Consider the following 13,132-nt stretch of genomic DNA (forward strand, 5'->3'; position numbering starts at 1 on the left):
GGCTTGCCGCCGTTCACAGCGCAAATTGTCTGATCTTCACCAGACAAATGAAAAGGGCCGGCGCGAGGCCGACCCTTTCATCCCCGAAGGGAATGATCTCGTGAGAGATCAGGAGCTCAGAGCTCAGTACTTCGCGACGACCGGGCCACCCCAGTTGAAGCGGTAGTTCAGGCCGGCCTTGACAACGTGCTCGTCGTTCTTGGCGGTGAAGCCCGGAGCGAGGGTGACGTTGCCGAAGTCGTAGTACTGGTACTCGATCTTGCCCGACCAGTTCGGAGCGAACAGGTACTCGAGACCGCCGCCGACGGTGTAGCCATCGGTGTGGCTGTCAACCGCAACGCCCACGCCGTTGAAGGTCAGGCTGCTGCTGTAGTCGGCATAGGCCCAACCGCCCTTGACGTAGAGCAGCGCCGGACCCCAGGTGTAACCGAGACGGCCGGTGACCGAAGCCAGACCGCGCTGGTTGTCAGCGTAGGTGTAGACCGCGCCCGGAACGCCGAAGGACACCGACGAGTTGGTGCCGCTCAGCCAGGAGTACTGGCCTTCAACACCGAGCACCCAGTTCGGGGAGAACTGCCAGTCGTAACCGGCCTGCACACCGCCGAGGAACTTGCCATCGTTGCTGGCAGTGACGCCGGTGCCGATGCTGTTGTCGCCCGAGAAGGCGCCGCCGATGTGACCACCGATGTAGAAGCCGGTCCAGTTGTAGATCGGCATCGGGGGGGCGTAGGCCGGAGCCTTGGTGTAGGGACGAGCCGCGAGGTCAGCGGCGAGGGCCGGAGCCGCGCCGAGGGCGACGAGCGCGACGGTGCCGAGAAGGATCTTTTTCATTGTGGTTCTCCAGGAGTCTTCATCAGAGGCAACGTGATGTCGTCACCATCTGCCAAAGGATTAGCGCGGTCCTGCGTAAAAAGCTGTCACCGGGAGGCAACACTGAGGTCGGAACTAAACGCATGAGTTTGCACAATTTTTCTTGCTTAATGGAACCTAAAAGAAACCTTAAATTGGCCTTAATTGAGTTCCCGCCGTCTTGCTCAGAAAACGTGCATTTTTACTTGGCTGTGAACCGATTGCTGATCTGTTGAGCGGCGATAGCTAATCCAATACCGCACTCGCCATCAATATTGCGCTCCACCGGTTGATCATCGAGCCATTCGTGCTGTTATAGTGTAACACACTGGTCCTGTTTCCCGGTTCGAGCGGTCAAATGGACGCGTCCCAAACAGAATTATTTTCCGGTCCCGCTCCGGCCACGTCGGCCCACATCCATGGCCACGGCCACGTGCATGGTGCCGATTCGCCGCACCCGATGCAGCCGCCGCCCTGGTCGATCCTGCGGATGACACTGGGCGCGCGCTTGCTCGCCGCAGGGGCCATCAGTGTGGTTCTTTGGGCGATTGTCCTGCTGGCAATGAGGTGACCTGTGGCCGCGCAGCTCCAGTTTAATAATGTCACATTGGGTTACGACCGCCATCCCGCCGTCCATCACCTGAGCGGCGCTGTCACGTCGGGAGCGCTTCTGGCGGTTGTCGGGCCTAACGGCGCCGGCAAATCCACGCTGTTCAGAGGCATCGTCGGCATTCTCAAGCCGCTGTCCGGCTCGATCGAGCGTGGTGGCCTCGATGTCCGCGACATCGCCTATCTGCCGCAATCCGCCGATATCGACCGTACCTTCCCGATTTCGGTGTTCGACTTCGTCGGCACCGGGCTGTGGCGCAGCAGCGGGCCATTCGGCGGGCTCGGCAAGGCGGCGCGGAGCAAGATCGTGCAGGCGCTTGGCGCCGTCGGCCTGTCCGGCTTCGAGAATCGCAATATCGGCACGCTGTCGGGCGGCCAGACCCAGCGCATGCTGTTCGCCCGGGTGTTGTTGCAGGATGCCCGCGTGATCGTGCTCGACGAGCCGTTCAATGCCGTCGATGCCCGCACCGTCGACGATCTGGTGGCGCTGATCGGCCGCTGGCATGCCGAGGGCCGCACCGTCATCGCCGCGTTGCACGATATGGATTTGGTCCGCGCGAGCTTCCCCGAGACGTTGCTGCTGGCCCGGACGGCGGTGGCCTGGGGCCCGACCGCCGAGGTGCTGACCGCCGCCAATCAGGCCGAGGCGCGGCGGATGTGCGAGGCGTTCGACGACGGCGCCGCCGCCTGCACGGCCGACGTGCCGCCGTCACGGGCGGCCTAGGCGATGCCGATCTACGAGGCGCTGATCGCGCCGTTCACCGAATTCGAATTCATGCGCCGCGCGCTCGCCGGCGTGCTCGCGCTGTCGCTTGGCGGCGCGCCGATCGGCGTGTTTTTGATGCTGCGACGGATGAGCCTGGTCGGCGACGCCATGGCACACGCGATTCTGCCCGGCGCCGCGATCGGCTTCCTGCTGTCGGGCCTCAATCTGTTCGCAATGACGTTCGGTGGACTGATCGCCGGCTTCGCGGTGGCGATCCTCGCCGGCGTGGTGTCGCGCGTCACCGAATTGAAAGAAGACGCGTCATTGGCGGCTTTCTATCTGGTGTCGCTGGCGCTCGGCGTCACCATTGTTTCCATGAAGGGCACCAATATCGACCTGCTGCACGTGCTGTTCGGCAACATCCTGGCGATGGACGACCGCACCTTGCTGGTGATCGCCTTCAACGCCACGCTGACGCTGCTGGTGCTGGCGGTGATCTGGCGGCCGCTGGTGATCGAATGCGTCGATCCGTTGTTTCTGCGCACGGTGAGCCGGGCCGGTGCGCCGGCGCATCTCGCCTTCATGGCGCTGGTGGTGATCAATTTGGTCAACGGCTTCCACGCGCTCGGGACTCTGCTGGCGGTGGGTCTGATGATCCTGCCGGCCGGCATCGCCAAATTCTGGGCGCGCGACATCACCGGCATGATGATGGTGGCGGTCGGCAGCGCGATGCTGTCCGGCTACGCCGGGCTGGTGCTGTCGTTCGTCACCCGCGTGCCATCGGGGCCGGCGATCATCCTGATCGCGGCGCTGCTCTATCTCGCCTCGCTGCTGTTCGGCCGGAACGGCGGCGTGGTGCACAAGCTGTTCACCGGCCGCCATCTCGAGGCGTGAGGCCATGATCCGGATTGCCGTCGTCGCTCTGTCGCTGCTGGCTGCGCTGGTGCCCGCCCGTGCGCAGGAGCGCATCGGCGTGGTTGCGAGCTTCTCGATCCTCGGAGATTTCGTCCGCAGCGTCGGCGGCGAGCGGGTCGCGGTGACCACCCTGGTCGGGCCGACCGGCGACGTCCACGTCTACACGCCGTCGCCGCGCGACGCCAAACAGATCGCCGACGCCAGGCTGGTCGTGGTCAACGGGCTCGGCCTCGAAGGCTGGCTGCCTCGGCTGGTGCAGTCGTCGGGCGGCAAGGCCACCATCGTCACCGTCACCAAGGGCATCAAGACCCGCGATGCAGACAAGGACGGCGAACCGCATGGGCATGACCACGGCGACGAGCACACCGATCCGCACGCCTGGCAATCGGTGCCGAACGCCAAGATCTATGTCGCCAACATTCGCGACGCGCTGATCGCGGCCGATCCGGCCGGCGAGGCCAGCTACAAGGCCAATGCGGCGGCGTATCTGGCCAAGCTCGACGCGCTCGATCGCGAGGTGCGCGAGCAGGTGGCGAAGATCCCGGCCGGCGCCCGCAAGGTGATCTCGACCCACGACGCCTTCGGCTATTTCGCCGACGCCTACGGCATCAGCTTCATCGCCCCGCTCGGCGTCTCGACCGAATCCGAGGTCAGCGCCCGCGACGTCGCCCGGATTATCAAGCAGATCCGTGCCGCCAAGATCCCGGCTGTGTTCCTGGAGAACATCAGCGACCCGCGGCTGATCCAGCGCATCGCCGCCGAGACCGGCGCCAGGATCGGCGGCACGCTGTATTCCGACAGCCTGACGGCCGAAAACGGCGACGCCCCCACTTACATTGATATGGTCCGGCACAATATAAGGACGCTGACGAGCGCGCTGGGCCACTAGCGGCCGCTGCCGCGCCCATCCCGAGGAGTCCGCCGCCCGGCAGGCTTTCGACGGATTAACCACCTTTCACCCGCAGCCTCCGAGACGCGCGTCGCGTGCTCCGCGGATGCGGGCTTGTTCGGAGCACCTGCCTGATGACGACGCCGTCCACCTCGAAGATCCCCGTCACCGTGCTCACCGGCTATCTCGGCGCCGGCAAGACCACGCTGCTCAACCGCATCCTGTCGGAAAACCACGGCAAGAAGTACGCGGTGATCGTCAACGAGTTCGGCGAGATCGGCATCGACAACGACCTGATCATCGGCGCCGACGAGGAAGTGTTCGAGATGAACAATGGCTGCGTCTGCTGCACGGTGCGCGGCGACCTGGTCCGCATCCTCGGCGGCCTGATGAAGCGCAAGGGCAAGTTCGACGCCATCATCGTCGAGACCACCGGCCTCGCCGATCCGGCGCCGGTCGCCCAGACCTTCTTTGTCGACGAGGACGTGATGGCGAACTCGCGGCTCGACGCGGTGGTCACCGTCGCCGACGCCAAATGGCTGAGCGACCGCCTCAAGGACGCGCCCGAGGCGAAGAACCAGATCGCCTTCGCCGACGTCATCGTGCTGAACAAGACCGACCTCGTCAGCAAGCCCGAACTGCTCGAGGTCGAAGCGCGGATCCGCGCGATCAATCCCTACGCCAAGCTGCATCCGACCGAGCGCTGCCAGGTGGCGCTCGCGGACGTGCTGGAGCGCGGCGCGTTCGATCTCGACCGCATTCTCGAGATCGAGCCGGAATTCCTCGAGGCCGACGATCACCACCATCACGATCACGACCACGGGGACGGCCATCATCACCATGATCACGGCCACGGCCTGAAGCATTATCACGACGAGGACATGCAATCGCTGTCGCTGAAGAGCGACAAGCCGCTCGACCCGCAGAAATTCATGCCGTGGCTGCAGCAACTGGTGCAGACCGAGGGCGGCAAGATCCTGCGCTCCAAGGGCATCCTGGCGTTCGCCGGCGACGATGATCGCTACGTGTTCCAGGGCGTGCACATGATGCTGGAGGGCGACCACCAGCGGCCGTGGAAGGACGGCGAGGCGCGCCAGAGCCGTGTCGTGTTCATCGGTCGCGAACTGCCCGAAGACGCGATCCGCGACGGCTTCACCAAGTGCATCGTGCCATGAGCGCCTTCGAGGCTCCGGGCGAGGCCGGCTCGATCGCCTCCGTCACCGACCGCGTCGTTGCCGTCGCGACCGGCGGCGCCGTGACGGCGGTGCACTTCATCGGCGACACCGCGGTGTTCGTCGGCGCTGAGGAGAACGCCGTGCTGGCGACGCTGGCCGGCGAGACCTCGACGGTCGCGCTGCATGGCGGCGCGGTGCTGAGCGCGGTGACCGACGGCAAGCGTCTGGTGACCGGCGGCGACGACGGCAAGGTGGTGCAACTCGACGCCGCCGGCAAAACCGAAGTGCTCGCGACCGACGCCAAGCGGCGCTGGATCGACAACGTCGCGCTGCATCCCGACGGGGCGGTGGCGTGGTCGGCCGGCAAGATTGCTTACGTCCGCGCGCCGAAGGCCGAGGAGAAATTCTTCGAGGTGCCGTCCACGGTCGGCGGGCTTGCGTTTGCGCCGAAGGGAATGCGGCTGGCGATCGCGCATTACAATGGCGTGACGCTATGGTTTCCCAACATGGCGGCCAATGCCGAATTTCTCGAATGGGCCGGCTCGCATCTCGGCGTGATGTTCTCGCCCGATAATCGATTCCTTGTCACCGCGATGCACGAGCCGGCGCTGCATGGCTGGCGGCTGGCCGATTCGCGGCACATGCGGATGACCGGCTATCCCGGCCGCGTCCGGTCAATGGGCTGGACGACGGGCGGCAAAGGCCTCGCGACCTCGGGCGCCGATGCGGTGATCATCTGGCCGTTCGCCAGCAAGGACGGGCCGATGGGCAAGGAGCCGGCGATGCTGGCGCCGCTGCAGGCGCGCGTCAGCATGGTGGCGTGCCATCCCAAGAACGACATCATGGCCTGCGGCTATAGCAACGGCACCGTGCTGATGGTGCGGCTCACCGACGGCGCCGAGATTTTGGTGCGTCCGACCGGCCCGGCGCCGATTTCGGCGCTGGCCTGGAATGCCAAGGGCACGCTGCTGGCGTTCGCTGACGAAGAGGGTGCGGCGGGAATGCTTCCGCTGTAAGAGAAAGCCGGTTTGTTCAGCCGGCAAGTCTCATGCGCTTTCTCGCGACCTTCCAGACCACCGATTTCTTCGACACGCTGTTCAGCCTCGCCGTCGCCTTCGTGCTCGGCATGCTGATCGGCGCCGAGCGGCAGTATCGCACACGCGCCGCCGGGCTGCGCACCAACGTGCTGGTCGCGGTCGGCGCCGCCGCCTTCGTCGATCTGGCGATGCATCTCGCCGGCGCTGACGGCGCGGTTCGGGTGATCGCCTATGTGGTGTCGGGCATCGGCTTCCTCGGCGCCGGCGTCATCATGAAAGAGGGCATGAACGTCCGCGGCCTCAACACCGCCGCGACGTTGTGGAGTTCGGCCGCGGTCGGCGCCTGCGCCGGCGCCGATATGGCCGCGCAGGCGGTCGCGGTGACGGTGTTCGTGATTGCCGGCAACACGCTGCTGCGCCCGCTGGTCAATGCCATCAACCGCATCCCGTTCGACGAGCGCACGTCGGAGGCGACCTATTCGGTGCGGCTCACCGCCGGCAGCGCCGCGGCCGACAAGCTCCGCGACCATCTCGAGGAGCGCCTCGAGCAGGCCAACTATCCGGTCGCCGACGTCGAAGTCGAGACGCTGGAACATGCCGGGGACAAGGTCGAAATCGTCGCTACGCTGGTCTCAACCGCGGTCGAGCCCGACGAACTCGATATCGTCATCGCCGATCTCGAGCGCCGCCCGGGCGTCGATCACGCCAGCTGGGAAACCAGTACTAAAGATTGATTCACTTTGTAACTGATTTCGACGCATCGGCCGCATGTGCGGCGATGGAACCCGGAACGATGGTCCGGCGCGCCGGTTGTCATCCCGTGCAAGGGATGAGGGCCATGACCAAGTTCGAAAAACAGAGCGGTTTGCGACGGGATCTGCTGCTGGCCGGGTTCCTGATCGTCGCCGGCATCGGCGTGTCAGGCGTCGCGCTGACGCAGGTCGACAACAGCGGCCGCCTGCAGTTCGCCCAGGCGACACCTCAGCCGCCGCAATCGACGCCCGGCGCCGAGAGCAAGCCGGCCGCGCCGTCGTCGGATACCAAGTCGGACGCCCGACCCCACGACATTCCGCCGCAACCCGCGCGCCCGGACGCCGACGCCGTGCAGTCCGGTGCCAAACCGGCGCTGCCACCCGCGCCGCCGGAGAAGGTCGGCGATCCGATCAAGCCGAAATAACAACCGTCACGAAGAAACTACCGATCATCACCTCACCGGGCTCGCCATCGCGGGCCCGTTTTTTTGCCTCGCGAGATGGTGCTCACAACATCTGGATTCCACGCAGCTTCGCTGCGCGCCCCGGAATGACGGTGTGTGGGGCCAGGAGAGCGGTGTGACGATCTTCAGGCACGGCGCGCTCCCCTCCCCCTTGCAGGGAGGGGTCGGGAGTGGGGGTCCCCAGGCACTGGGTGCGCTCCGTCTTCAAACAGGCACTGCGCTTGCGTCGCCCTCACCCCAGCCCTCTCCCGCAAGCGGGAGAGGGAGCGCGTAGCGGTCGGGGTGGCGCCTCAGCGCACCAGCACGTTGCGGAACTGCCACGGGTCCGACGTGTCGATGTCTTCCGGGAACAGGCCGGGGCGGTCGGTCAGCGGGGTCCAATCCGTGTAGTAGCCTTTAACCGGGCCGAGATACGGCATCTGCACTTCGAGGCAGCGCTTGTAGTCCATCTCGTCGGCTTCGACGATGCCGGCTTCCGGATTTTCCAGCGCCCACACCATGCCGGCCAGCACCGCCGACGACACCTGCATGCCGGTGGCGTTCTGATACGGGCAGACGTCGCGGGTCTCGTCGATCGAGAGCTGCGAGCCGTACCAGTAGGCGTTCTTGGCGTGGCCGTAGACCAGCACGCCGAGTTCGTCGATGCCGTCGACGATCTCGTTTTCGTCAAGGATGTGCCACTTCGGCTGCATCTTGCCGGTGGCGCCGAACATTTCGTGCAGCGACAGCACCGCGTCGTTGGCCGGGTGATACGCGTAGTGGCAGGTCGGGCGATACACCACGTTCTGGCCGTCGCGCACCGTGAAGTAGTCGGCGATCGAGATCGACTCGTTGTGGGTGACCAGGAAACCGTATTGCGCGCCCGGCGTCGGGCACCAGCTGCGCACGCGGGTGTTGGCGCCCGGCTGCAGCAGATAGATCGCCGCGCCGCAGCCTTCGCTGTGGGTGCGGCCGTTATCCGGCATCCAGGTCTCGTGGGTGCCCCAGCCGAGTTCGGCCGGCTGCAGGCCTTCAGAGACGAAGCCTTCGACCGACCAGGTGTTGACGAACACGTTCATCGGCTTCGGCGTCTTGGCGCGCTGGGTGTCGCGCTCGGCGATGTGCACGCCCTTGACGCCGAGCTTCTGGGCGAGTTGCGCCCAGCCTTCACGGCTCTTCGGCTCGTTGAATTCGGTGCCGGTATCGCGCGCGATGTCGACCAGCGCCTGCTTGACGAACCACGACACCATGCCGGGATTGGCGCCGCAGGTGGAGACCGCGGTGGTGCCGCCCGGCTGCTTCGCCTTGGCGGCCAGCAGCGTCTCGCGCAGCGCGTAGTTAGTGCGCTTCTCCGGGCCGGCGCTCTTGTCGAAGTAGAAGCCGATCCACGGCTCGACCACGGTGTCGATGTAAAGCGCGCCGATCTCACGGCACATCGTCATGATGTCGACCGACGAGGTGTCGACCGACAGGTTGACGCAGAAGCCCTGGCCGCCGCCTTCGGTCAGCAGCGGGATCAGCAGTTCGCGGTAGTTCTCCTTGGTGACGCCCTGCTTGATGAAGCGCACGCCGTGCTGCTTGGCAAGTTCACCATCCTCGTGCGGATCGATGATCACGAAGCGCGACTTGTCGTACTCGAAGTGCCGTTCGATCAACGGCAGGGTGCCTTTGCCGATCGAGCCGAAGCCGATCATCACGATGGGGCCGGTGATCTTGGCGTGGATCTTCGAGGTGGGCGACATCAGGTGTGAACTCCGGAAAAAGGGGTGAGGAAACAGGGTGGGACACCGCCGCGATCGGCGGTCAGTTCGGGGTAGGGAATACGACGGGGGCGTGAAAAGCGGATGTCACCTCGGTTCGGACACGCTGAGCACGGTCAGGGAGCGCTGCTCGCCCGACGGGGTCTCGAACGCGATCGACTGGCCGACGGAGAGGCCGATAAGCGCCGCTCCGATCGGGGTCAATACCGAAATGCGGCCAGCCTCGACGTCAGCCTCCGGCGGATACACCAGGGTGACGCGCTTTTCCTTGCCGGTCGAATTGTCGCGGAAGCTCAGCTCGGATTCCATGCAGACCACGCCCGGCAGCGGTGCCTCGTCCGGCGCCACCTTGGCGCGCTCGACCTCGACGGCGAGAAACTCCGCGGTCACCGGATGGCGCTCGGCGGCGGCGTCGGCGAGGTGGCTGAGACGTTCGGCGTCGGTGCTGCGCAGCGTGATCGGCGGGCGCCGATGAGCGAGAGACTGGATCATGGTTTAACGGCTCCTGTCATGCCGGGCGCAAAAAAATACGCCGGCATCTCGGGTGGTGTCAGGACGATGGGACGAAAAGGGAAAGGTCGACGAAAGTGCAGTTGCCCGGATCGCGCACACGCGCGTCCGGGTCACCTTCCTGCTTGAAGGCGACCAGCGCGCAGCGTCAAACGGTTGCGGGGCAAGTTCGTCATGGGTCTGAAACTGGGGGCTCCCCGCCGCAAAGTCAACGGGAAGCCGATTGTCGAGCGTTTGTTAGAACTTAGCTACGGCGCTTGGCGGTGACTTCGATCTCGATCTTCATTTCGGGCTTGTACAGGCCGGCGACCGCCACGATCGTCGCCGCCGGGCGAATCTCGGCGAGATTCTCGCCGCACACCGCGAACACCGCATCGGCGTCCTTCGGATCGGTGATGTAGTAGGTGGCGCGCACGATATCTTCCATCGCAAAGCCGGCCTCTTTGAGCGCCGCGCCGATCGTCTTGAAGCAGTTGCGGGTCTGCGCCGTGACGTCCTCGGGCAGCGTCATGGTGGCGTAGTCGTAGCCGGTCGTCCCGGAGACGAAGACAAAATCACCATCGACCACGGCGCGGCTGTAGCCCGCGGTCTTCTCGAACGGCGATCCGGTGGAAATCAGGCGACGAGGCATGGGTAGATCCTGGAATTGAGAAAGGACGCGCAGCCAATGCCGCGTCCGGGTCGGTAAATCAAGGCTGGTGCCCTCTGCTCCCCTCCCCCTTGCGGGGAGGGGTCGGGGGTGGGGGTCCCCAGGCACTGAGTGCGCGTCGCCCTCACCCCAGCCCTCTCCCGCAAGCGGGAGAGGGAGCGCGCTGCGGTTCGGGGCTAAGTGCTGCGGCCTGCAGGGTCGCTCGTGAATGCGAACTACGCGGCCGTCGTCTCGGCGCCGCGGTTCTTTCGGCGGCGCAATGCGTCGACGGCGATTTTCACGACGAACACGGTGAGCACCAGCGCAGTGACGCGGGGGCGTTTGGCCGGGTCGCGATTGGCGAAGACGCGGTGGGTCGGGCGGGGGAAGCGGAAAAGACGCACGATCCCCTCCTTACGCGGCGCGGCGAAGACGCGGCCGGTCGGCGCGCGCCGGCTTGGCGGCAGCGCCGGTGGCGACGATCAGGCCGGCGGCGCCGTCCAGCGCACCGTCGCGCAGTTCGAGGCCGAGCAGGCGGTCGCGCTCGAACGGGCCGGGCAGCGCCAGATCGGCCATCTTGTCGGCGGTGAAGCCGAACCGCGCGTAGTAAGGCGCGTCGCCGAGCAGGATCACCGCGCCGTGGCCGCGCGCCGCCGCTTCGGCCAGTGCCGCACGCATCAGCGCGCCGCCGAGGCCGAACTCGCGGCACGACGAATCGACGGCGAGGGGGCCGAGCACGAGTGCGGCCCGGCCCCCTGCGTCGACATGCCAGAGCCGAACGGTGCCGACCAGCCGACCTTGACGGACCGCCGAAAAGGCCAGGCCTTCGGCGGGCGCGCGTCCATCACGCAAACGCTGGCAGGTGCGCGCATGTCGGCCTTCGCCGAAGCACGCATCGAGCAGGCGCTCACGCGCAGCAATGTCGGAGCTCTTTTCCGCACGGATCGCGAACGGAACAGCTGCGACGTTCAAGGCAGTCAGGTTGGTGGCGAGAACGTTGGTCATGGCACGTCGATCCCCACGCTGTCCGGCGAACCGCGCCGGCAGCATGTTGTCAGCAGATAGCGATGTGACGGGGAGAGGCCGGCAAAGCCGGCCTCAATGGTTCTGCTCCCTCTCCCGCGCGCGGGAGAGGGCCGGGGTGAGGGCGACGCGAGTCGCTGCCTCACCCTGCTATCCGGCCTCCGCGGCGCGGAGGAGTGGACCGTTAGATGTGGTAGGTCCGCAGCGGCGGGAAGCCGTTGAAGGCCACCGACGAGTAAGTCGACGTATACGCACCGGTGCCTTCGATCAGCAGCTTGTCGCCGATCTCGAGCGTCACCGGCAGCGGGTACGGCATCTTCTCGTACATCACGTCGGCCGAATCGCAGGTCGGGCCGGCGAGCACACAGGGCGTCATCTCGGCGCCGTCGTGGCGCGACTTGATGGCGTAGCGGATCGACTCGTCCATCGTCTCGGCGAGACCGCCGAACTTGCCGATGTCGAGATAGACCCAGCGGACCTCCTCGTCGTCGCTCTTCTTCGAGATCAGAACGACTTCGGTCTCGATCACGCCGGCATTGCCGACCATGCCGCGGCCCGGCTCGATGATGGTCTCCGGGATCTGGTTGCCGAAGTGCTTACGCAGCGCCCGGAAGATCGAGCGGCCGTACTGCACCACCGGCGGGACTTCCTTCAGATACTTGGTCGGGAAGCCACCACCCATGTTGACCATCGACAGCGTGATGCCGCGCTCGGCGCAGTCGCGGAACACGGTCGCGGCCATCGCCAGCGCACGGTCCCACGCCTTCACCTTGCGCTGCTGGGAGCCGACATGGAACGAGATTCCATAGGCTTCCAGGCCCAGACGCTTGGCGGTGTCGAGCACGTCCACCGCCATCTCCGGATCGCAGCCGAACTTGCGCGACAGCGGCCACTCGGCGCCGGCGCAATCGTACAGGATACGGCAGAACACCTTCGACCCGGGGGCCGAGCGCGCGATCTTCTCCACCTCGGCGACACAGTCGACCGAGAACAGGCGAATGCCGAGCTCGAAGGCGCGCGCGATGTCGCGCTCCTTCTTGATGGTGTTGCCGAACGAGATGCGGTCGGGAGTCGCGCCAGCCGCCATCGCCATCTGGATCTCCTGCACCGAGGCGCAGTCGAAGCACGAGCCGAGCGAGGCCAGCAGCGACAGCACTTCCGGCGCCGGGTTGGCCTTCACGGCATAGAACACGCGGCTGTCCGGCAGCGCCTTGGCGAAGCTGGTGAAGTTGTCGCGCACGACGTCGAGGTCGACGACCAGGCACGGCTCGAGATCGAGACCCTGGGTGCGACGGTCGCGCAGAAATTCCCGAATACGTTCGGTCATGGCACTCTCCCAAACGCCCAGCGACGGACGCGTTCAACAGTGACGTCGGCCCGACGACTGCGACGCCGTCACGCGATGGAGGCGCGACGAGCGGTCAGCTCGGGAAGACAGATCTGCCGTCGATTGGTTGGGAGTGCTCCCGCCCGCTCGCCTGGCAATGAAGGACAAGCCTCTTCGGTATTCGCGCTGGCTGATGGAAAGCCAGCAGAGACCAAAAAAGCCCGCTCCGTCGTTGCTTTAAGTCGCGTCCCCCGTTGAGAGCGGGGTGCGCCGGTTCGCCTCCGGCTGCCGATCACGGTTGCAAGAGAAGAAGTCACCTTCAACGGCATCCCTTGAGAGAGATGCTGGCCGCTTTGATCTGACGATCGAACGACCCTCGGCTTCTTCATCCCTTGGCGGCTGTCCGGCCTCTTGTCCGGATACCTACCGATCGACACACGACCACAGGCACGTGCGAAATTGGGCAAGACGGGAGATAGGTGTTTCAGTCCGCGTTCGCAAGGATTTTT

General features: G+C 65.6%; 14 protein-coding genes. 7 read left to right on the plus strand and 7 right to left on the minus strand.

Annotated elements, in window-relative coordinates; all coding sequences use genetic code 11:
* Positions 1–123: 123 nt before the first annotated feature.
* The gene (locus D4Q52_RS16965; protein WP_119857751.1) at positions 124–831 is read right to left on the minus strand and encodes an outer membrane protein; all 708 of its coding nucleotides are present in this window, start codon (positions 829–831) and stop codon (positions 124–126) included.
* A gap of 592 nt (positions 832–1,423) precedes the next feature.
* Here D4Q52_RS16965 and D4Q52_RS16975 point away from each other — a divergent pair.
* The 7 genes from D4Q52_RS16975 to D4Q52_RS17005 all read left to right on the plus strand — a co-directional run bounded on the left by D4Q52_RS16975 (position 1,424) and on the right by D4Q52_RS17005 (position 7,357).
* Entirely contained in the window at positions 1,424–2,182 is a 759-nt protein-coding gene (locus D4Q52_RS16975; RefSeq protein WP_119857753.1) for a metal ABC transporter ATP-binding protein, read from the plus strand.
* A 3-nt stretch (positions 2,183–2,185) separates the two neighbouring features.
* Positions 2,186–3,058 carry a metal ABC transporter permease gene (locus tag D4Q52_RS16980; protein ID WP_119857754.1) on the plus strand — a complete coding sequence of 291 codons (873 nt, stop codon included), beginning with the start codon at positions 2,186–2,188 and terminating at the stop codon, positions 3,056–3,058.
* Positions 3,059–3,062: 4 nt separating this feature from the next.
* Positions 3,063–3,968 carry a metal ABC transporter substrate-binding protein gene (locus D4Q52_RS16985; RefSeq protein ID WP_119857755.1) on the plus strand — a complete coding sequence of 302 codons (906 nt, stop codon included), beginning with the start codon at positions 3,063–3,065 and terminating at the stop codon, positions 3,966–3,968.
* Positions 3,969–4,102: 134 nt separating this feature from the next.
* Complete coding sequence (locus tag D4Q52_RS16990; protein ID WP_119857756.1) at positions 4,103–5,143, plus strand: CobW family GTP-binding protein; 1,041 nt, start codon at positions 4,103–4,105, stop codon at positions 5,141–5,143.
* Entirely contained in the window at positions 5,140–6,159 is a 1,020-nt protein-coding gene (locus tag D4Q52_RS16995) for a WD40 repeat domain-containing protein (RefSeq protein WP_119857757.1), read from the plus strand. The genes D4Q52_RS16990 and D4Q52_RS16995 overlap by 4 nt, the downstream gene beginning before the upstream one ends.
* A gap of 32 nt (positions 6,160–6,191) precedes the next feature.
* Positions 6,192–6,914: an MgtC/SapB family protein gene (locus D4Q52_RS17000; RefSeq protein ID WP_119857758.1), complete on the plus strand. Its 723-nt coding sequence runs from the start codon at positions 6,192–6,194 to the stop codon at positions 6,912–6,914.
* A 104-nt stretch (positions 6,915–7,018) separates the two neighbouring features.
* Entirely contained in the window at positions 7,019–7,357 is a 339-nt protein-coding gene (locus tag D4Q52_RS17005) for a hypothetical protein (protein ID WP_119857759.1), read from the plus strand.
* Positions 7,358–7,686: 329 nt separating this feature from the next.
* On the opposite strand, the gene D4Q52_RS17010 is transcribed toward D4Q52_RS17005, so the two are convergent.
* From D4Q52_RS17010 to D4Q52_RS17035, 6 genes are all read right to left on the minus strand, one after another.
* The gene (locus tag D4Q52_RS17010; RefSeq protein ID WP_119857760.1) at positions 7,687–9,117 is read right to left on the minus strand and encodes a homospermidine synthase; all 1,431 of its coding nucleotides are present in this window, start codon (positions 9,115–9,117) and stop codon (positions 7,687–7,689) included.
* A 105-nt stretch (positions 9,118–9,222) separates the two neighbouring features.
* On the minus strand, positions 9,223–9,627 hold the full coding sequence (rnk, locus tag D4Q52_RS17015; protein ID WP_119857761.1) for a nucleoside diphosphate kinase regulator: 405 nt from the start codon (positions 9,625–9,627) through the stop codon (positions 9,223–9,225).
* 262 nt (positions 9,628–9,889) lie between these two features.
* On the minus strand, positions 9,890–10,276 hold the full coding sequence (locus D4Q52_RS17020) for a RidA family protein (protein ID WP_119857762.1): 387 nt from the start codon (positions 10,274–10,276) through the stop codon (positions 9,890–9,892).
* Positions 10,277–10,509: 233 nt separating this feature from the next.
* A complete protein-coding gene (locus tag D4Q52_RS26540) occupies positions 10,510–10,677 on the minus strand; it encodes a hypothetical protein (RefSeq protein ID WP_182915346.1) in 168 nt (55 codons plus the stop codon).
* 10 nt (positions 10,678–10,687) lie between these two features.
* Positions 10,688–11,278: a GNAT family N-acetyltransferase gene (locus D4Q52_RS17030; RefSeq protein WP_119857763.1), complete on the minus strand. Its 591-nt coding sequence runs from the start codon at positions 11,276–11,278 to the stop codon at positions 10,688–10,690.
* 202 nt (positions 11,279–11,480) lie between these two features.
* A complete protein-coding gene (locus D4Q52_RS17035) occupies positions 11,481–12,623 on the minus strand; it encodes a type III PLP-dependent enzyme (protein ID WP_119857764.1) in 1,143 nt (380 codons plus the stop codon).
* Positions 12,624–13,132 lie beyond the last annotated feature (509 nt).

Source organism: Rhodopseudomonas palustris (assembly GCF_003591005.1).
Taxonomy (GTDB): domain Bacteria; phylum Pseudomonadota; class Alphaproteobacteria; order Rhizobiales; family Xanthobacteraceae; genus Rhodopseudomonas; species Rhodopseudomonas palustris_K.

Excerpts from the sequence above, each read along its gene's own strand:
- D4Q52_RS16965 (WP_119857751.1), bottom strand. The coding sequence starts at position 831 with ATGAAAAAGATCCTTCTCGGCACCGTCGCGCTCGTCGCCCTCGGCGCG.
- D4Q52_RS16980 (WP_119857754.1), top strand. The coding sequence starts at position 2,186 with ATGCCGATCTACGAGGCGCTGATCGCGCCGTTCACCGAATTCGAATTC.
- D4Q52_RS16985 (WP_119857755.1), top strand. The coding sequence starts at position 3,063 with ATGATCCGGATTGCCGTCGTCGCTCTGTCGCTGCTGGCTGCGCTGGTG.
- D4Q52_RS16990 (WP_119857756.1), top strand. The coding sequence starts at position 4,103 with ATGACGACGCCGTCCACCTCGAAGATCCCCGTCACCGTGCTCACCGGC.
- D4Q52_RS16995 (WP_119857757.1), top strand. The coding sequence starts at position 5,140 with ATGAGCGCCTTCGAGGCTCCGGGCGAGGCCGGCTCGATCGCCTCCGTC.
- D4Q52_RS17000 (WP_119857758.1), top strand. The coding sequence starts at position 6,192 with ATGCGCTTTCTCGCGACCTTCCAGACCACCGATTTCTTCGACACGCTG.
- D4Q52_RS17005 (WP_119857759.1), top strand. The coding sequence starts at position 7,019 with ATGACCAAGTTCGAAAAACAGAGCGGTTTGCGACGGGATCTGCTGCTG.
- D4Q52_RS17010 (WP_119857760.1), bottom strand. The coding sequence starts at position 9,117 with ATGTCGCCCACCTCGAAGATCCACGCCAAGATCACCGGCCCCATCGTG.
- rnk (WP_119857761.1), bottom strand. The coding sequence starts at position 9,627 with ATGATCCAGTCTCTCGCTCATCGGCGCCCGCCGATCACGCTGCGCAGC.
- D4Q52_RS17020 (WP_119857762.1), bottom strand. The coding sequence starts at position 10,276 with ATGCCTCGTCGCCTGATTTCCACCGGATCGCCGTTCGAGAAGACCGCG.
- D4Q52_RS17030 (WP_119857763.1), bottom strand. The coding sequence starts at position 11,278 with ATGACCAACGTTCTCGCCACCAACCTGACTGCCTTGAACGTCGCAGCT.
- D4Q52_RS17035 (WP_119857764.1), bottom strand. The coding sequence starts at position 12,623 with ATGACCGAACGTATTCGGGAATTTCTGCGCGACCGTCGCACCCAGGGT.